We start from the raw sequence: 17,874 nt of genomic DNA on the forward strand, positions 1-17,874 counted from the left end.
GGGTTACGTCACCACATCAGGGGCGGCACGGCCAGAACGGCGGCGCAGGCCAAGTTTGCTTTCGGCGAAATCAATCAGCGGCTTCAGGCGGGCCTGCACGTCATCCTGCTGGCGCGCCGGATCGGCCTCGAAGCGTTCGAAATAGAGCCGCACCGTGGCGCCTTCGGTGCCGGTGCCGGAGAGCCGGGCAATGACCCGGGCCTGCTCGCCACAGATCACGCGCAGGCCCTGGGCCTTGGCAATGCTGCCATCAATGGGATCGGTATAGGCGAAGTCATCTGCCTGGGTGATCACCATGCCATCGATGGCCTGCCCTACCAGGCCCGGCAATGCCTTGGCCAGATCCGCCATTGCCGCCTGCGCGGTGGCGGTTTCCACGGCTTCGTAGTCGTGGCGCGAATAATAATGCCGGCCATATTGCCGCCAATGCTGCGCCAGGATCGCCGCCACCGGTTCACGCCGCTTGGCCAGCAGATTGAGCCAGAACAGCACGGCCCAGAGGCCATCCTTCTCGCGCACATGGTTCGAGGACGTGCCGTAGCTTTCCTCGCCGCAAATAGTAATGCGGCCGGCATCCAGCAGATTGCCGAAGAATTTCCAGCCTGTCGGCGTCTCGAAACAGGGAATGCCAAGCTGTTTTGCCACGGCATCGGCGGCACGGCTGGTCGGCATCGAACGCGCAATGCCGGCAATGCCCTGGCTGTAGCCCGGTGCCAGCGTCGCGTTGGCGGCCAATACCGCCAGGCTGTCGGAAGGACTCACGGCGATGCCGGGGCCAAGCACCATGTTGCGGTCGCCATCGCCGTCCGAGGCGGCGCCGAAATCCAGGCCCGGCATCAGGCCCACCAGTTCTTCGGCATGGGCCGGATTGGGATCGGGATGGCCGCCGCCGAAATCCGGCAGCGGCACGGCGTTCAGCAGCAGGCTTTCCGGTGCCCCCAGCATGTCCACCAGCACGCGGCGGGCATAAGGGCCGGTCACCGCATGCATGCCATCATAGCGCATGCGGAAACCGGAGCGCAGCAGGTCGCGGATGGCATCGAAATCGAACAGTGTTTCAAGCAGCGCGGCATGATCGGCCACCGGATCGATGATCGAGATGCGCATGCCGCCCAGTATGGTCTCACCCAGACGATCCAGGTCGATATCGGCGGCTTCAATGGTGAGATAGCGGTCGATTTCCTGGCTGCGGCGGAAGATTGCTTCCGTCACGGCTTCCGGGGCGGGGCCGCCATTGCTGATATTGTACTTGATGCCGAAATCACCCTGCGGGCCGCCGGGATTGTGGCTCGCCGAGAGCACGATGCCGCCTTGCGCGCCATGAGCCCGGATCACGGCGGAAGCCGCGGGCGTTGAGAGCAGGCCACCCTGGCCGAGCAACACATGCGCCACGCCATTGGCGGCAGCCAGCCGCAGGATGATCTGTACGGCTTCGCGGTTGAAGAAGCGGCCATCGCCGCCCAGCGCCAAGGTGCCGCCCTTGAGGTTGTCCTGAGTGTCGAACAGCGATTGCACGAAGGCTTCGAGATAGCCCGGTTGCTGGAATTCACGCACCTTCTTGCGCAGGCCGGACGTGCCCGGCTTCTGGCCGGCGAAAGGCTTAATCGCAACGCTGTGCATGCTGTTCATCGGCGCAACTGGCTGACCAGATCGTGCCGTGCCTGGGTAGCGGCCATCAGGATCACGGTATGCAGCCGGACCACGCCACGATGGATCTGCACGCCACGGCAGAGCGGGCCGCTGTTGATGCCGGTGGCGATGAAGATGGCGTCGTCGCTTTTCACCAGTTCCTGGCCGGAGAGCCAGCGGCTGCTGTCGAGGCCGAATTCTTTCACCTTGGCTGCCTCGTCGTCGCTCTGCGGATCGACGCGGCCGAAGAATTCACCACCCATGGCGCGGGCGAAGATCGCGGTGATGACACCTTCCGGCGAACCGCCGGTGCCGAACAGCGCATCCACATTGCTGCCGCCATCTACCGCCATGAAGGCACCGGCCACGTCGCCATTCTCCTGCAGCATGGTGCGCGCGCCGGCAGCATGGATTTCCTTGATCATGGCGTGGTGCCGCTTGCGGTTCAGCACGAAGATGCGCAACTCGCTAACAGGCTTGTTCAGTGCATTGGCCAGGGCTTCGAGTTTCTGCTTCACCGGCCAGGCCGGGTCCACCTTGCCCTTGGCGGCGGCAGGCAGCACCAGCTTGTCCATGTAGAAGCTGGGGCCGAGATCGAACATGGCGCCGCGCGGCGCCAGCGCCATCACCGCCATGGAATTGTCCACGCCGTTGGCCATGTTGGTGGTACCCTCGATGGGGTCCACGGCGATTTCGATTTCAGGCTCGCTCTTGCCGATACGTTCGCCGCGATAGAGCAGCGGCGCGTTGTCCTTCTCGCCCTCGCCGATCATCACCACGGCATTGATGTTGATTTCGCCCAGTGCCTTGCGCATCGCCTCCACGGCGGCGCCATCGCCGGCTTCCTTCTCGCTGCGGCCAACCCAGTCATGGGCTGCCACGGCCGCCGCCTCGGTCACATGCCGCAGGGCAAAGGGAAAATCGGCACGGGCAAACGGACTCGGCATCAGGCACTCCATCTATCTCGGGCTTCGTTGTTGTCGCCTGGAAATACGGCAAAATTCCGCCCGCGCCAAGACGGGCCAGAGGGTAACAGCGGATTTAAGGGGGTTATTGGTCGAAGCGGCGGCGCCAGAATTCCTGGCTCTGGCGTTCGCCGGCATCGCAGCCCTTGGGGTAGCGGTAGGCGCCCTGGGCGAGTTTCAGCGGCTGTTGCAACCGCACGGGTGGGCCGGCCTGGCCCCAGTGCCGGGGAACAACGGGGAGGGCGGAGGCGATTTCCAGCACCAGCTTGCGCCGCACCGCCTCATGGAAGGTATCGAAACTTTCCGCCACTACCACGAAGGAGCCGGGGCCACCGATGACACAGCCTTCATAATACCGGTCCAGGTCTTCCAGCACCGGCATGCCCCAGGGATTGGGGCGGTCGTTGATGATCGGCAGGCCATTGATCACGATGCCCTGGGCCAGCGCCTTGTCGCGCGCCAAGTCCACCGGGTCGCCGGCATTGTTCGGGCCGTCGCCGGAGATATCCAGCACCTTGCGCAGGCCCTGGTAGGGCGAAGCCTTGAAACGCGGAATGGCGGCATTGATGGCGCCGCTGATGCTGGTGCGCCGGCCGATACGGATCGGTACGTCCAGCAGCTTGGCCGCCACTGCCCTGGCGCTGGCCATGTCGCCGATCACGGTCCAGTCCAGTACCGTATTCTCGGTATAGGCATCGGCCCATTCAAAATAGGAAATCGCGATGCGGCCATGGATGCCGCTGCCGATGGCCTTCACCACCTGCGGATCGACCAGTGCCTTGGCATAGCCCTCGCGCTGCAATTTGGCTTCGTCGGGGTCGACGCTGCCGGAGATATCGATGGCGAGCAGCAGTTCCAGGTCGACAGCCAGCTTTTCCCCGGCCGCCCAGGCGGCGGAGGGAAGGAGAAAGCCCGGCGTAAGCAACGCCAGGGTTAAAACCGCAAGCCATCGCCACTGCATGACTCGGAGTCTATACCCGCCCGCGCCCGGGCGTCCACGACCATTTGCCGCGCCGGCCATGGCTTGGATGCGGCCGCCGCTGCGGCTAAAATCCGGCCATGGCTGAAATCATCCAGACGGAAGTGGCAATTGTTGGCGGTGGGTTGGCCGGGCTGACGCTGGGCATCGCCCTGGCGCGCCATGGCGTCGATACCCTGCTGATCGACCGCGAGGACCCGGCCCGTGTGCTGAACGCCGGCTTTGATGGCCGGGTCTCGGCGATAGCCCTGGCTTCCCAGCGGATGCTGGCGGCGATTGGCCTGTGGCGGCATGTCAGCGAAGCCCAGCCGATGTGGGACATCCGGGTTTCGGATGGCGATTCACCGCTTTTCGTACATTACGACCACAAGGCGCTGGGTCAGGATCCGTTCGGCTGGCTGGTGGAAAACCGTGTCATGCGGGTGGCGCAGCAGGCGGCCCTGGCCGAATTGCCCAGGGCGCGGCTGCTGGCGCCGATGGGCGTGGTGGCGGTGGAGCGCGGCGAGCCTGGTTCCGGCGCGCCGGCCAGGCTGACGCTTTCCAACGGTACCGAAGTGCGCGCCCGCCTGCTGGTCGGTGCCGATGGCCGGCAGTCCTTCATGCGCCAGCAGGCCGGGATCAAGGTGCTGGAATGGAGCTATGCCCAGACCGGCATCGTCTGCACCGTATGCCATCAACTGCCGCATCACGGCGTGGCGCAGGAACGCTTCCTGCCGGCCGGTCCTTTCGCCATCCTGCCGATGACGGATGATGCCGAAGGCCGCCATCGTTCATCCCTGGTCTGGACCGAACCGACCGAGCGTGCCAGGGCGATCATGGCCTTGGATGGCGATGATTTCGTTGCCGAGATGCAGCAGCGTTTCGGCGAGCATTTCGGGGCACTTTCCGTGTTCGGCCCGCGCTGGTCCTATCCACTGACGTTCATGCATGCCGAACACTATATCGATCATCGATTGGCGCTGGTCGGTGATGCAGCCCATGGCATCCACCCGATTGCCGGCCAGGGCCTCAATCTCGGCCTGCGCGATGTTGCGGCCCTGGTCGAGGCGGTGGTGACGGCGCGTCGTGTCGGCCTCGATCTGGGTCAGCAGGATGTGCTGGAATCTTACGAGAACTGGCGCCGGGTCGATACAGCCGTGCTTTCGGCGGTGACCGACGGGCTTACCCGCCTGTTCTCCAACGATATCGCGCCGGTGAAGCTGGCGCGCGATCTGGGGCTTGGTCTGGTAGAGCGTCTCAAGCCGGCCAAGACCTTTTTCATGCGCCATGCCATGGGCGATGTCGGCAAGCTGCCGAAGCTGCTGCAAGGCCAGGCGATATAAATATTAGCTGGCTCAGCGCGGGTCGCGCTTGAGGCCGCGTTCTTCCAGGGCTGCCAGGTAACGCGCCCAGAGCTCGTCCTGATCGTGGCCGCGGTCGTAGAAATATTCCCAGCTGAAGATGCCGGTATCATGCAGGTCGTCGAATTTCAGCCGCACGGCATAAGTGCCGACCGGTTCGATGGCGATGATATTCACATGCCGCCGGCCACCGATATAGGTGCGCTGATGCGGGCCATGGCCCTGCACCTCCGCCGAAGGGCTTTCCACGCGTAGGAACTCCGCTGTAAAGCGGAAAGCCTTGCCGTCGGCGAAATCCACTTCCAGCACCTTCTCCTGCGACTTCAGCCGCAGTTCGGTGCAGGCCGGGCGGCCGGCGCGGTTATAGGCGGAGGATTGGTCCAGCATCTCAACCCTCGATCTGGCGCGCCTCATCCACCAGCATGATCGGGATGCCGTCGCGGATCGGGAAGGCCAGCCGCGCCTTCTCGCTTACCAGTTCGTTGGCCTCGCGGTCGTAGCGCAAGGTGGTCTTGGTCAGCGGGCAGACCAGCAGTTCGAGCAGCTTGGGATCGACCGGGGCGGGCGTGGTCTGGGGTGTTTCCGACATGGCGTGTTCCCGTTAGTTGAGCCGGCTCGCACTGCTGTTGGGGCGCTCCAGCAGCGCCATTTCCAGCAGGGCGGTGAGCAAGGTGCCGCGTGCGGCAAAGCTGTCGGCTTCCAGCAGGGCCTGCTTCTCGTTCGGCGCGAAGGGGCACAGCATGGCAAGCGAATGTACCAGCACTTCATCATTCGCCGCAGCGATGGAGGGCCAGTCAGCCGGCAGGTTCTGGCGTTCGAGATAACCACGCAGCGCATTCACCAGGCGCTGGCGATCAATCTGGCCGTTCGGCGCCGAAGCCAGATCGCCGACAAACGGCTTATAATCCGCAAATACCTGACGATAAGGCTCGGTCATCGGCGGCTCATTCGCCACGGCGAAGCGGCAGACGCCCCGCAATGTGATCAGCATGCGGCCATCCTCGGTATCGACCGAGGCATTGATGCGGCCCAGACAGCCAATGCGGTAGACCGCCGGCCTGGCGTCGCGGGTGAAGGCTTCCTGCGGCTGGATCATGCCGATCAGTTGCGAGCCGGCAAGCGCGTCGCGCGTCATTGCCAGATAGCGCGGCTCGAAGATATTCAGCGGCAGCATGCCGCGCGGCAGCAGCAGCACGCCGGTCAGCGGAAAGATCGGGATCGTGCCGTCGAGTGCGGCGATATCGGTGATCTCCGGTTCCTGGTCCGCCATGCCGCTTGCGTCAGGCAAACAGGATCGAGGAGAGCCGGCGGCGCGCATCCACCACCAGCGGGTCCATCGGACCAAGTGCCTCGAAGATTTTCACCAGCTGCTTGCGCGCGGCTTCCTCGTTCCATTTGCGGTCGCGCTTCACCAGCTCCAGCAACTGGTCCAGCGCATCGCCCTGGCGATTGTCGCCGACCAGGGCCAGCGCATAGTCATAGCGCGCCTGATGATCCTGCGGGTTGGCGTTGACGGCGGCCTCCAGGCCAGCGAGTTCACCGCTGGCACCGGCGCTTTCGCGCGCCAATTGCAGCGCCGAGCGCGCCGAGGCGACGTCGGGATGGTTCTCGTGGGCCGGCGGTACCTGGGCCAGGATCTCGTCCACTGCTTCCAGTTCACCGAGGCCGACCATGGCGCGGGCCAGGCCGCCGAGCGCTGCCGGGTTTTCTGCTTCCTCGCCGAGCGCACCGGAGAAGGCCTCGCCGGCCGCGGCCCAGTCCTGGGCCGCCAGCGCAGCCTTGCCGGCCTCGATCAGCTGCACGGCTTCGCTGTCGCCCACCGCTTCGCCAACCACCTGCTCGATGAATTTCTTCAACTGGCTGTCGGGCAGAGCGCCGACGAAACCGTCCACCGGCTGGCCCTTGGAGAAGGCATAGACCGCCGGGATCGACTGGATGCGCAGCTGCTGCGCCAGCGGCTGGTTGCGCGGATCGTCGATATTCACTTTCACCAGCTTGAACTTGCCCTTGGCGGCGAGCGTGGCCTTTTCCAAGGCCGGGCCGAGCTGCTTGCAGGGGCCGCACCACGGCGCCCAGAAATCCACCAGCACCGGCTGCTTCATCGACGCCTGCACCACGTCCTGCATGAAGCTGGAGATATCGATCTCCTTCACCAGGTCGCCGGCCGGGGCGGCGGTGGCGGTGGCGGGGGTGCCGCCAAAATTCAGGCTCGTGGGTTCCATGGTGCTGATCCGGTAGAAGGCTCTGGCGGCCGTTTTTGCGTGCTCCCTGACATAATGCGCCACAGGGGAAATGCCAACACCCCGGTTTCGGCTAATTTTTAGCCACAATGCATGTGATGGCGCCATCTGCTGCCAGTTTGCCCCGGATATTACGGGTTTAGCATTGGTATGCCTCTTGCTTAAGCAAGGTTGTGTCGCGGTCCCCCGGTATCCATGTCGATAGAGCGCGTTGACCTTGTCTGGATCATGGTGGCCACCTGCATGATTTTTGTCATGCAGGCCGGTTTCTGTTGCCTGGAGAGCGGTTTCGTCCGGGCCAAGAACAGCATCAACGTGGCGTTGAAGAATCTGGTCGATTTCTGCATCGCCGGTCTGTTGTTCTGGATGTTCGGCTTCGCGCTGATGTTTGGCATCAGTGCAAATGGCTGGGTCGGTGCCTCGGCCTGGATGTATGACGCACGCCAGGATGCGTCGGTTGGCGGCTTCCTACTGTTCCAGCTCATGTTCTGCGGCACGGCAGCCACCATCGTGTCGGGCGCGGTGGCCGAGCGTGTCGCCTTCAGCTCCTATGTCATCATCACGGTCATCATTTCCGGTTTGATCTATCCGGTATTCGGCCATTGGGCCTGGAATAGCGGCCAGCTTGGCGGCGAGGCCGGCTGGCTGGTCAAGCTCGGTTTCATCGACTTCGCCGGCTCCACCGTGGTGCATTCGGTTGGCGGCTGGGTGTCGCTGGCCTCGATCCTGGTGATCGGGCCACGCATGGGCCGCTTCAAGAAGGGCGTGGCGATGATTCGTGGCCATGACCTCACGATGTCTACCCTGGGCGTCATGCTGCTGTGGTTCGGCTGGTTTGGCTTCAATGGCGGCAGCACGCTGGCGATGTCGGCGGATGTGCCCAGCGTGCTGATCAACACCACGCTTGGCGGCTGCGCCGGCGGTGTCGCCGGGCTGATTGCCTCGCGGCTGATGTACCCGCTGCCGCGCGTCGAGGATTTCCTCAATGGCACCCTGGCTGGCCTGGTCGCCATCACCGCCAATTGCCATGACACCTCGGCATTGGCAGCCGTGATCATCGGCGGTGTTGGCGCGGTGGTGGCGATCCTGTTGGGTGAATGGCTGGAGCGGCTCCGTATCGATGATGCCGTTGGTGCCGTGCCGGCCCATCTTGGCGCCGGCATCTGGGGCACGCTGGCCGTGGCCCTGTTCGGCGATCCCGCCTCCTGGCCGGTGCAGCATGACCGCATCACGCAATTCGGTATCCAGCTTCTGGGCTGTGCCGCTGCGGCCGTGTATTGCTTCGGTCTTGCCTATGTGGTGCTCAAGATCATCAATCACTTCCATCCGTTGCGCGTATCGCCGGAGGCCGAGCAGGTCGGCCTGAACCAGGCCGAGCATGGCGCTACCTCGGCGATGCTCGATCTGGTCAATGACATGGAGCGCCATCGCGTCGAGGGCCGTTTTGATGCGCCGGTGAATGTGGTGGTTGGCTCCGAGGTCGAACCCATCGCCATGCAGTATAATCGCGTCATCCAGCGCGTGAATCGCGATTCCGAGCGACTCAAGCGCGTGATCGATGCGCTGAAACAGGCCAAGGGTGAAGCGGAAGCGGCGAACCAGGCCAAGACCGCCTTCCTCGGCAACATGAGCCATGAATTGCGCACGCCGCTCAATGCCATCATCGGCTTTTCGGAAATACTCTCCGGTGAATTATTCGGCAAGCTCGGCGATGGGCGCTACAAGGAATATGCCGCCGATATCCTGGCCAGCGGCAAGCACCTGCTCAGCCTGGTCAACGATCTGCTCGACCATACCCGCATCGAGGCTGGCCGTGTTGAATTGACGGAAGAGGAAGCCGATATCTACGAGCAGAGCCATGCCGTGCTGCGCATGCTGCGCGACAAAGCCGAGGAGAGCGGGGTGATTCTAATGGCGGAATTGCCCGAGGGTTTGCCCTATCTGCGCGCCGATATCCGTGCGTTGCGGCAAATGCTGCTGAACCTGCTGTCCAATGCGCTGAAATTCACTCCGGCCGGTGGCAGTATCACGCTCGGCGCAGAGGTTGAGGGCGATGGCCGTTTCGCCATCCGGGTGCGTGATACCGGCATCGGCATGAAGCGGGAGGACGTGCCGCGCGCATTGGAGCCCTTCGTGCAGCTCCATCACCATCTCTCCAAGAGCTATGGCGGTGCTGGCCTTGGCTTGCCGCTGGTGCAGTCGTTGATGCGGCTGCACCAGGGGTCGCTCACCATTGATAGCCGCGAAGGTCACGGCACCACGGTGACACTGCGCTTTCCGCGCAGCCGTAGCGCAGAAGCTTAAGTGCGAACCTAGGCGGCGAAGTTCACTTCGCAGCGGCCCAGGCCTTCGATCTCCACGGCGATGGCATCACCCGGCTTGGCCGGCTGCATCGGGCAATAGGTGCCGGTCATCACCACATCGCCGGCACGCAGCGGCATTTCGGCTTTCACCTGTTTTGCCGCCAGCCAGGCCAGCGCATTGATCGGATTGCCCCATACTGCCGCGCCGGTGCCCTGGCCGATCACCTCGGCGCCACGATAGAGCATGCCATTGGCACGGCGCAGGTCCAGGCCATCCAGCTTGCGTGCCACGCTGCCGAGCACAAAGAAGGCGCCGCTGACATTGTCGGCCACGAGATCGACAATATTGTTGGCAGTATTGATGATACGGCTGTCCACCACTTCGATGGCCGGCACCACATAGCCCACCGCACGCAGCGTATCCACCAGTGTCGGGTTCGGCATGTCCAGGTCGCGTTCCAGCACCACCGCCACTTCCGCTTCCAGGCGCGGCTGGATCAGGCGTCCGGCAGGGATGGTGTCGCCATCATTCAGCACCATGTCGTGATACAGCATGGCGTAGGTCGGCGCGGTGATGCCGAACATCTTCAGCGCCGCCGGACTGGAGGTGCCGATCTTGCGGCCGATCAGGCGGCGGCCCTGCTTGATGAAATACTCGCGATTGGCCCGCTGCACGGCATAGGCCGTGCGCAGATCGGTCTCGGTGCCGAGCAGGCCGCGCACCGGTTCGCAGGCGGTGGCACTGGCTTCCGCCTGGCGCAGGCGTTCGGCGGCTTGGGCAATCGCGTCACTCATCATGGTCTCCTTGAATATCTAAAGGCCGGCAAGGCGGCGCGTCTCGCCAGCCTTATGGCCGAGCATTTCCGCCGCTGCAACGATCTCGTTCCAGGTCGTCACGTCGATCGGGATGCCCTTGGCATTGCGCTCGGCCCGCATGCGGCGTTCGGGCTCGCCGGCCACCAGCACGCCGCCGGTCTGATTATCCGGCGAGGGTGGCGAATCCTTCACGAACTTCACGAAGGCTTCGGTTTCTTCCTGCCAGTTTTCTGCACCGCCAAGCCGTGCCGGATCGAACACGATGGAGAGCATGTTGTTGGTGATGGTGCCGACATCCCAGCGGTTGCGGCCAGTGCCGCCGCCGCTCAACGGGCCGGACAGAAGCTCGGCGATGAGCGCCAGGCCGAAGCCCTTATGTTCGCCGAAGGCGCGGATGGCGCCAATCGGCTGGTTGAACATCACCGTCGGATCGGTGGTCGGGCGGCCCTGGTTGTCGATCAGGATGCCGGGCGGCACTTCTTCCCCCTTGTTCATCGCCACGCGCACCTTGCCCATGGCGATGGTGCTGGTCGCCATGTCCAGCACGATGGGTTCGGCATCGCCACGGCCGGGAATGGCGCAGCAATAGGGGTTGGTGGCGAAGCGTGCATCCGAGCCGCCGAACGGCGCCACCAGCGGCGAGCGGTTCACCACGTTCACATAATGGGTCGAGATCATGCCGGCGGAAGCGCATTGTTCGCCCCAGTGACCGATGCGCCCGATATGGTGGCTTTCGCGGATTGCCATCACGCAGACGCCATGCTCGCGGGCGCGCAGGATCGCCAGCTCCATCGCCTCATGGCCAATCACCTGGCCATAGCCATAGCCGCCATCGATGGTGACCATGGCCCCGTTATCCAGGGCAATGCGGGCGCTCTGGTTCACCTGCAGCCGCTTCTCATGCACCGCCAGCCAGTATTGCGGCAGCATGCCGACGCCGTGGCTGTCATGGCCACTCAGGTTGGCGAGCACCAGATTGTCGGCCACCAAAGCGGCTTCGCGCTCATTGCTGCCACCCTGGCGGCATACCGCGCGCACCGTCTGGCGCAGGGCTTCGGGCATTACCGTCACATACTCGGCCATGTTCCTCTCCTGGGGTTCCTCCTGGCGGCGCTGGGGCGCTTCTCACGCTAAGCTGTAACGCAATGGGGCAGGGGCCGCAATTGCGGCGCCAGTGATCCTGGTGTTTGACGGCGGCTGCCGCTTCCGGCATGCTCCGCCGCCATGAAACATGCTCTCCCGCTTGCCTTTCTGGTCCTGCTTGCCGGCTGCGCATCCGGTCAGGAAGAACTTGCCCTGCGCGGCCAGAAAGAACTGGTCGGCCTGTCCGAGCAGCAGCTGCTGAGCTGTGCTGGCGAGCCGACGGCGCGCAACCGCGAGAACGGTGTCGACCTGCTGAGCTATTTTCGCGAAAGCTCGGCCTATGCCTCGATGAACAGCGGCACCGACCGTGACTACTCGCCGCTGAGCCGGCCGGGTGGCGACTATGAGTATTTCCGCTATTGCGAGACCACCTTCGCCCTGCGCCAGGGCCGCGTTACTGAAGTGGCGATGAAGGGCCGCACCGCCACCGGGCGGGAAACCCTGGTGGCCTGCGGCCAGATCGTGGCGCGCTGCCTGAAGGCAAAATAGCTCTCCCTATCGTGAGCCTCCCTCGCCTGATCGTGAGGGATTGAACGCTTGCCTTCGTCGCAGGCACTTGCGATTTTCCGGCCATGGCTTTCCCCTGGCAAGAACGCGACGGTCGCCTGTCGCCGCTGAAATCCACCTGCTTCCTGCTGCTCTGGCTGCCGGGCTTGTGGCTGGTGGCGCGGCTGGCCTTGGATTATCTGGGACCGCGCCCGATCGAGGAACTGACCCATGAATCTGGTCGCTGGGCGGTGTGGCTGCTGCTGGGCTCGCTCAGCGTCACGCCATTGCGCCGCCTGTTCGACTGGCCGGCGCTGATCAGGCTGCGGCGCCAGATCGGCGTTGCCGCCATGGCCTATGCATTGCTGCATCTCTGCATCTATATCGCCGATCTGAAATTCGATCTGGTCCGCGTCGCCACCGAGATTGTGTTGCGCATCTATCTCACCATCGGTTTCGTTGCGCTGCTCGGCCTGTTGGCGCTCGGCATCACATCATTCGATGCGGCGATCCGCCGGATGGGCGGCAAGGCCTGGGGCCGGCTGCACCGTATCGTCTATGCCATCGCCGTGCTGGCCCTGGTGCATTACCTGCTGCAGGCCAAGCGCGAGATCGATCCGCCGATGCTGCAGGTCGGCATCTTCCTCTGGCTGATGCTCTATCGACTGGCCTATGCCATGGGCCGCATGCGCAAGGCCTGGGAAGCCTGGCCGCTGGCGCTGCTTGCCGGCCTAGCGGCGGCGGGTGCCGAACTGGCCTGGGCCGCCTGCTGCACGCAATTGCCCTGGCGGCGTCTGCTGGCGGCGAACTGGATGTTCGATTTCCGCATCTCGCCCGGCTGGCTCACGCTGGGCGCGGCGCTGGCTATGGCCTTGCTGGTGCAGGCGCGGGCCAGTTGGCACAGGCGATCCCGAGCAGGATCGCCGCCAGCCCCAGCGGCAGTGCGCCGCTGACCGGCTCGTTCAGCAGCAGCGCGCCCAGTGTCATCGCGCTCACCGGATTGAGCGCCACGGTGATCGCCACCTGGGTCGGCGAGGCATGTTCCAGCCCCAGGCTCCAGAGATAGAAGATCAGCGCCGCGCCAATGATGCCGAGATAGACGATGGCTGCCCAGGCCAGCGGCGGCAGTGCTGCGGCCGCCTGACGTGAAGGCTCGCCCCAGGCGATGGCATTGAGCAGCAGGGCACCGAACAGCATGCCCCAGGCGGTGAACCCCAGCGCACCGTACTTCGCCATATAAGGCCGTGCCAGGGCGTTGAACACGGCGCCGAGCAGGGCGGTGGCCACCATCAGCAGATCGCCGCGCCAGGCACCATCGGGTGCCGCCATGTCGCGGCCTGAGATCAGCGCTAGGCTGACGCCGCCCAAGGCCAGCAGCACGCCGGCAAGCTTGAGGGCGGTGAGCCTTTCGCGGCCCAGGGCGGCGGCACAGAGCAGGGTAAGAAACGGCAGGGTGGAGAGCGCCAGCGCGCCGCGTGCCGCCGAGGTATAGGCCAGGCTGGCGCTGAACAGGGCCGGGAAGGCGGCGAAAAACAGCGCTCCGAGCAGGAATACCGCCAGCCAGTCGCGCCGTTCCAGCCGCCTGGCCCGCCGCAGCAGCAGAACCAGGGCGCCGAGCACGATGGCGCCCAGCCCATAGCGCAAAGCGGCCAGCGCCACCGGATCGAGACCGGCAACGGCATAGCGGGTGGCGACCACGGCGCTGCCGCCCAGCAGGCTGGAACAGCAGGCGGCGACGAGGCCGAGCAGCGGGCGGCGTGTGGCGAGCAGGGTCATGGTATTTGGGCGAGGGCGAGGCGATTTGTGGTTGCCCGATCCTGGCGGATGTCGCATCATCATGGAAATGAATGTTTTGAATTATTTCTATCAAGGAAATTGATGATGGAGGCGCGTCTCGATCCCGACCTGCTCGCCGCCTTCGTGGCGGTGCTGGACCTGGGCGGCTTCACGGCGGCGGCCCGGGCGCTGAACCGCACCCAATCCGCCGTCAGCATGCAGGTGCAGCGGCTGGAAGCGGTGGCCGGCGTGAAGCTGCTGGACCGTGACCGCCGCCAGATTGCCGCCACGCCAGAGGGCGAGGCGATGCTGGGCTATGCCCGGCGCCTGCTGGCCCTGCAGCGCGAGGCATTGCAGAGCGTGGCGCGGCCCGGCCTGCGGGGGCGGGTGCGACTCGGTGTGATGGCGGATTACTCGGCCACCCTGGTGCCGCCGATCCTGGCGCGTTTCGCTGCCAGCCATCCCGGCATCGAGGTGGAGGTGATCACTGGCCTGACGGCGGAAATGCCCAGGCAATTGGGCCGCGAACTCGATCTTGCCATTGTCATGCACGAGGCCAGCAAACTGGATGGCAGCACAGGTGAATTGCTGCGCTACGAAACGCCGGTCTGGGCCACGGCGCGCGGCCATGCCCTCCGCCAGCAGGAGGCAGTGCAGCGGCGGCCATTGCCGCTGGCGTTGTCGCCCAGCGGCTGTCTGTTCCGCGCCTGGGCCATCGCGGCGCTGGATCAGGCCGGTATCCCATGGCGGCTGGCCTATCTCAGCGCCAATTACGCGGCGGTGGAGGCGGCAGTGCGGGCCGGGCTGGCGGTTTCGGTGTTCAAGGCCGGCACCATGGCCCGTGACCTGCGCCCGCTTGGGGTCGCCGACGGCTTCCCGCCGCTGCCGCGTGCCGCGATCTGCCTGCATCTGCCGCCGGTCAAGGCCGGGGGCGGTCCCAGCCGGGCTGCAATCGCATTGCGCGAGCATATCCGCGAGGCATTGAATGATACGGTTGCAACCCAATCAGCGATTGTGGCGGCTGGGTAAGGCAGGTAAAATCCCGGCCCGCGAGAGGGGGCAGTCGCGGTCGATGCAGCTTTATGATCTTGGTTCAGTCAGTGTTCTGGTGGTCGATGACAACCGGTTCATGCGCAACATCGTCGCCAATACCTTGAACGGCATCGGCGTGCGTAATGTGGCGCAGGCCGATAGTGTCGATCAGGCGCTGGAACAGCTTGCCGAAATCGCGGTCGATCTGGTGATCAGCGACTGGGACATGGGCGAGAAATCCGGCATCGAACTGATCCGCCGTATCCGCGCCAACAAGTCGATGCGGCTGCTGCCGATCATCATGCTTACCGCCAACACCACGCGCACCAACATCTTCACCGCGCGCGATGCCGGCGTCACCGAATTTCTCGCCAAGCCGATCTCGGCCCAGGCGTTGTACGGCCGTGTTGTGGAAGTGATCGAGCGGCCCCGGCAGTTCGTAAAGACCAAGAGTTTCTTCGGTCCAGACCGCCGGCGGCGCCGGGCGGAAAGCTACCGCGGCCCGAAGCGGCGCAAGGAAGACCAATGAGCGACGACGTTGAATTCATCGGCAATCCCAACCTGATCGCGCGCAAGGCCCGAGCGGTGGGCAAGAATGCCGACGACATGCTGAAGACCGCAGACCAGCGTGTCGATGCGCTGAAGAATGAATTCGGCAGCATCCTCAAGCGCGACACGCAGAATATCATCGAATTGCTGCGCCAAGCCGAGACCGACCTTGCAGGCCGCCAGCGTTACCTGCTCGACCTGCGCCGCGTGGCGCATGAATTGCGCGGCCAGGGCGGCACCTTCGGCTATCCGCTGGTCACGGCGGTCTGCGACTCCTATTGCAAGCTGCTCGACATGATCAAGGATGTGGATGAAAGCCGCCTGCCGCTGGTGCGCACCCATGTCGATGCGCTCCGCGCCGTGGTTGGCGCCGATATCAAGGGCGATGGCGGCGCCATCGGCCGCGAATTGATGGAATCCCTGCGTGTGATCCGTCAGAAGGTGGCGGATGAAACCGGCAGTGAACTCTAACTATATTTAGCGGTTCTTGCCCGGCACCCAGAGCACATCGTCGGCGCCATTGTTATTGGCGTGCCGCGCGGCCACGAACAGGTGGTCGGACAGGCGGTTGAGATACTTCACCACCATCGGATTGATTGCCTCGCGCTCGGCCAGTTCCACCGCCAGCCGTTCGGCGCGGCGCGACAGCGTGCGCGCCAGATGCAGATAGGCGGCAGCCGGTGAGCCGCCCGGCAGGATAAAGGAGTGCAGCGGCGGGATATGGGCGTTCATCGCGTCGATCTCGGCTTCAAGGCGATCCACCTGGGCCTGCACGATGCGCAGCGGCTCCCATTTCGGCGCTTCCTGCTCCGGCGTGGCGAGATCGGCGCCAAGATCGAACAGGTCATTCTGGATGCGACCGATCATGGCATCGAGTTCGGCTAGCTGCTGGGTGTGCAGCCGTGCCAGGCCGAGCGCGGCATTGGCCTCGTCGGCGGTGCCATAGGCGGCAACGCGCAAATCATGCTTCGGCACGCGGGTGCCATCAACCAGCGAGGTCTGGCCCTTGTCGCCGCCACGGGTATAGATCTTGTCGAGCTTGACCATGGTGCTACTTGCCCAATACCAGACCGGCCAGCGCGATCAGGCAGATGGCGATGAATTGCAGCAGGATGCGCCAGCGCATCAGCAGGTTGGAATAGGAGCGGTTGAACCGCCCGCCGCGGAACAGGGCATAGATGCCGATGCACAGCACGACGAACGTGGCGCCGATGGCAACCGGGATCATGGCATGGACGAATGAATTCATGGCCCGATCATAGCGCGCCCCGGCTTGCGGTCCAGCCCTGGCCCGGCTAGCACAGGGCGGCATACCGCCGCAGAAGGAACCTTTCGATGATCGACCGCGACAGCATCGCCGCTACCGAAGGCCGTATCCGCCCGCATGTGCGGCGCACACCGGTGATCGCGGTGGCGGCCAGCGATTTCGGTCTGCAGGGTGGCGATATCCAACTCAAGCTGGAATTGCTCCAGCATACCGGCTCGTTCAAGCCGCGCGGCGCCTTCGCCAATCTGCTGGGCAGCAATGTGCCCAAAGCGGGTGTGGTGGCGGCTTCCGGCGGCAATCATGGCGCGGCGGTGGCCTATGCCGTGATGCGGCTGGGCCTGCCGGCGCGCATCTATGTGCCGAGCGTGGCTTCGCCCTCGAAGATCGCACGCATCCGCGCGTATGGTGCCGACCTGGTGATCGAAGGCGAACGCTATGCCGATGCGCTGGCGGCCTCGGAAGCCTGGCGCGCGGCGAGCGGCGCACTGCCGGTGCATGCCTACGATCAGGCGGAAACCCTGCTGGGACAGGGCACCTGCGGCCTTGAGTTTGAACAGCAGGCGCCGGAACTCGATACCGTGCTAGTGGCGGTGGGCGGCGGCGGTTTCATCGGCGGCATTGCCGCCTGGTATGGGGGCCGCACACGCGTCATTGCGGTGGAGCCGGAAACCGCGCCGACGCTGCATCTGGCGCTCAAGGCCGGGCAGCCGGTGGATGCACCGGCCGGCGGCATCGCAGCAGACTCGCTGGCGCCGCGCCAGGTCGGGCAACTGATGTTCCCGATCGCGCAGCAATTCGTAGCGGAGAGCGTGCTGGTGCCTGACGACGCGATACGCATAGCGCAAAAGGCTTTGTGGGACACGCTGCGGCTGGCCACCGAACCCGGTGGCGCCACGGCCTTTGCCGCCTTGCTCAGCGGCGCCTACAAGCCCGGCGCCAATGAGCGCATCGGTGTCATGGTCTGCGGCGGCAATGCCGCCGACCATACTTACATGCAGATTTAGGGCCTACATGCAGGCCTAAGCCGCGCGGACCAGCATTTCGGCGCCGTCGCCTGCGGCAAGCCGCAGCAGGCCGTTGGTGTCGAGATCGTCGAGCCCGGCGATGACGCCTTCATGCGCCACTACGCGGCCATTCAGCCGTGCCTTGGCGGAGCGGATCAGGTGGCGCGCATCGCTGCGGTCATTGGCAAGCCGGGTGGTGACCAGCAGGTCGACCAGGTCCATGCCCTGGCGCAGGGCCTCGCGCGGCAGGTCCAGGGTTTCATTCGATACGGTAATCGTGCTCACGGTACTTCTCCTTGGGTTTTCCGCCGGAGGCCGGAAGCATCGAATTGTCTGGAAAAAACG

Annotated in this window: 21 protein-coding genes; 8 read left to right on the forward strand and 13 right to left on the reverse strand. The window is 64.6% G+C overall.

The genetic code is table 11. The annotated features are described in order from the left end of the window. Positions 1-3: 3 nt before the first annotated feature. The 3 genes from ACQY7X_RS13815 to ACQY7X_RS13825 all read right to left on the reverse strand — a co-directional run bounded on the left by ACQY7X_RS13815 (position 4) and on the right by ACQY7X_RS13825 (position 3,555). Positions 4-1,629, reverse strand: a complete 1,626-nt coding sequence (locus ACQY7X_RS13815) for an alpha-D-glucose phosphate-specific phosphoglucomutase (protein ID WP_428245998.1) — start codon at positions 1,627-1,629, stop codon at positions 4-6. Next, positions 1,626-2,576 (reverse strand): class II fructose-bisphosphatase, encoded by a 951-nt coding sequence (glpX, locus tag ACQY7X_RS13820; RefSeq protein ID WP_428245999.1) that lies wholly within the window; start codon positions 2,574-2,576, stop codon positions 1,626-1,628. The genes ACQY7X_RS13815 and glpX overlap by 4 nt, the downstream gene beginning before the upstream one ends. A 103-nt stretch (positions 2,577-2,679) precedes the next feature. Continuing rightward, entirely contained in the window at positions 2,680-3,555 is an 876-nt protein-coding gene (locus tag ACQY7X_RS13825) for a DUF1194 domain-containing protein (protein WP_428246000.1), read from the reverse strand. A 98-nt stretch (positions 3,556-3,653) separates the two neighbouring features. Between ACQY7X_RS13825 and ACQY7X_RS13830 the strand changes: the two genes are divergently transcribed. Then, positions 3,654-4,895: a UbiH/UbiF/VisC/COQ6 family ubiquinone biosynthesis hydroxylase gene (locus ACQY7X_RS13830; RefSeq protein ID WP_428246001.1), complete on the forward strand. Its 1,242-nt coding sequence runs from the start codon at positions 3,654-3,656 to the stop codon at positions 4,893-4,895. A 12-nt stretch (positions 4,896-4,907) separates the two neighbouring features. Here ACQY7X_RS13830 and ACQY7X_RS13835 read toward each other — a convergent pair whose 3' ends face one another. The 4 genes from ACQY7X_RS13835 to ACQY7X_RS13850 are packed head-to-tail and all read right to left on the reverse strand — an operon-like array spanning position 4,908 to position 7,135. Next, on the reverse strand, positions 4,908-5,300 hold the full coding sequence (locus ACQY7X_RS13835; protein WP_428246002.1) for a gamma-butyrobetaine hydroxylase-like domain-containing protein: 393 nt from the start codon (positions 5,298-5,300) through the stop codon (positions 4,908-4,910). Between the two features lies 1 nt (position 5,301). Continuing rightward, on the reverse strand, positions 5,302-5,502 hold the full coding sequence (locus ACQY7X_RS13840; protein WP_341982280.1) for a Trm112 family protein: 201 nt from the start codon (positions 5,500-5,502) through the stop codon (positions 5,302-5,304). Positions 5,503-5,514: 12 nt separating this feature from the next. Beyond that, positions 5,515-6,183 carry an LON peptidase substrate-binding domain-containing protein gene (locus tag ACQY7X_RS13845; RefSeq protein WP_428246003.1) on the reverse strand — a complete coding sequence of 223 codons (669 nt, stop codon included), beginning with the start codon at positions 6,181-6,183 and terminating at the stop codon, positions 5,515-5,517. A gap of 10 nt (positions 6,184-6,193) precedes the next feature. Continuing rightward, a complete protein-coding gene (locus tag ACQY7X_RS13850) occupies positions 6,194-7,135 on the reverse strand; it encodes a tetratricopeptide repeat protein (protein WP_428246004.1) in 942 nt (313 codons plus the stop codon). Between the two features lie 273 nt (positions 7,136-7,408). Between ACQY7X_RS13850 and amt the strand changes: the two genes are divergently transcribed. Beyond that, positions 7,409-9,457, forward strand: coding sequence for an ammonium transporter (gene amt, locus ACQY7X_RS13855; RefSeq protein WP_428246005.1), 2,049 nt, complete (start codon positions 7,409-7,411; stop codon positions 9,455-9,457). A gap of 8 nt (positions 9,458-9,465) precedes the next feature. On the opposite strand, the gene ACQY7X_RS13860 is transcribed toward amt, so the two are convergent. Together ACQY7X_RS13860 and ACQY7X_RS13865 are read right to left on the reverse strand one after the other, a co-directional pair. Beyond that, entirely contained in the window at positions 9,466-10,251 is a 786-nt protein-coding gene (locus tag ACQY7X_RS13860) for a 2-keto-4-pentenoate hydratase (RefSeq protein ID WP_428246006.1), read from the reverse strand. Between the two features lie 18 nt (positions 10,252-10,269). After that, complete coding sequence (locus tag ACQY7X_RS13865) at positions 10,270-11,355, reverse strand: malate/lactate/ureidoglycolate dehydrogenase (protein WP_428246007.1); 1,086 nt, start codon at positions 11,353-11,355, stop codon at positions 10,270-10,272. Positions 11,356-11,496: 141 nt separating this feature from the next. Between ACQY7X_RS13865 and ACQY7X_RS13870 the strand changes: the two genes are divergently transcribed. Together ACQY7X_RS13870 and ACQY7X_RS13875 are read left to right on the forward strand one after the other, a co-directional pair. Then, positions 11,497-11,904: a hypothetical protein gene (locus tag ACQY7X_RS13870; protein ID WP_428246008.1), complete on the forward strand. Its 408-nt coding sequence runs from the start codon at positions 11,497-11,499 to the stop codon at positions 11,902-11,904. A gap of 83 nt (positions 11,905-11,987) precedes the next feature. Continuing rightward, on the forward strand, positions 11,988-12,854 hold the full coding sequence (locus ACQY7X_RS13875) for a sulfite oxidase heme-binding subunit YedZ (protein WP_428246009.1): 867 nt from the start codon (positions 11,988-11,990) through the stop codon (positions 12,852-12,854). Here the strand turns inward: ACQY7X_RS13875 and ACQY7X_RS13880 are convergent. Continuing rightward, positions 12,766-13,677 carry a DMT family transporter gene (locus ACQY7X_RS13880; protein WP_428246010.1) on the reverse strand — a complete coding sequence of 304 codons (912 nt, stop codon included), beginning with the start codon at positions 13,675-13,677 and terminating at the stop codon, positions 12,766-12,768. The two genes, ACQY7X_RS13875 and ACQY7X_RS13880, sit on opposite strands and share 89 nt — an antisense overlap. 102 nt (positions 13,678-13,779) lie before the next feature. On the opposite strand from ACQY7X_RS13880, the gene ACQY7X_RS13885 reads away from it, so the two are divergent. Genes ACQY7X_RS13885 through ACQY7X_RS13895 form a run of 3 tightly spaced genes read left to right on the forward strand, consistent with a single transcriptional unit; the run spans position 13,780 to position 15,729 of the window. Next, positions 13,780-14,706 carry a LysR substrate-binding domain-containing protein gene (locus ACQY7X_RS13885; RefSeq protein WP_428246011.1) on the forward strand — a complete coding sequence of 309 codons (927 nt, stop codon included), beginning with the start codon at positions 13,780-13,782 and terminating at the stop codon, positions 14,704-14,706. 43 nt (positions 14,707-14,749) lie between these two features. Further along, complete coding sequence (locus ACQY7X_RS13890) at positions 14,750-15,238, forward strand: response regulator (protein WP_428246012.1); 489 nt, start codon at positions 14,750-14,752, stop codon at positions 15,236-15,238. After that, on the forward strand, positions 15,235-15,729 hold the full coding sequence (locus ACQY7X_RS13895) for an Hpt domain-containing protein (protein WP_428246013.1): 495 nt from the start codon (positions 15,235-15,237) through the stop codon (positions 15,727-15,729). Before ACQY7X_RS13890 ends, ACQY7X_RS13895 begins: the two co-directional genes overlap by 4 nt. Positions 15,730-15,735: 6 nt before the next feature. On the opposite strand, the gene ACQY7X_RS13900 is transcribed toward ACQY7X_RS13895, so the two are convergent. Then, on the reverse strand, positions 15,736-16,305 hold the full coding sequence (locus ACQY7X_RS13900) for a cob(I)yrinic acid a,c-diamide adenosyltransferase (protein ID WP_428246014.1): 570 nt from the start codon (positions 16,303-16,305) through the stop codon (positions 15,736-15,738). A 4-nt stretch (positions 16,306-16,309) separates the two neighbouring features. Next, the gene (locus ACQY7X_RS13905) at positions 16,310-16,507 is read right to left on the reverse strand and encodes a twin transmembrane helix small protein (protein ID WP_428246015.1); all 198 of its coding nucleotides are present in this window, start codon (positions 16,505-16,507) and stop codon (positions 16,310-16,312) included. Positions 16,508-16,593: 86 nt separating this feature from the next. Here ACQY7X_RS13905 and ACQY7X_RS13910 point away from each other — a divergent pair, with 86 nt between their 5' ends. Continuing rightward, positions 16,594-17,529 (forward strand): threonine/serine dehydratase, encoded by a 936-nt coding sequence (locus tag ACQY7X_RS13910; RefSeq protein ID WP_428246016.1) that lies wholly within the window; start codon positions 16,594-16,596, stop codon positions 17,527-17,529. Positions 17,530-17,544: 15 nt separating this feature from the next. On the opposite strand, the gene ACQY7X_RS13915 is transcribed toward ACQY7X_RS13910, so the two are convergent. Beyond that, on the reverse strand, positions 17,545-17,814 hold the full coding sequence (locus tag ACQY7X_RS13915; RefSeq protein WP_428246017.1) for a hypothetical protein: 270 nt from the start codon (positions 17,812-17,814) through the stop codon (positions 17,545-17,547). Positions 17,815-17,874: the final 60 nt, after the last annotated feature.

Source organism: Ferrovibrio sp., assembly GCF_965278975.1.
GTDB lineage: Bacteria > Pseudomonadota > Alphaproteobacteria > Ferrovibrionales > Ferrovibrionaceae > Ferrovibrio.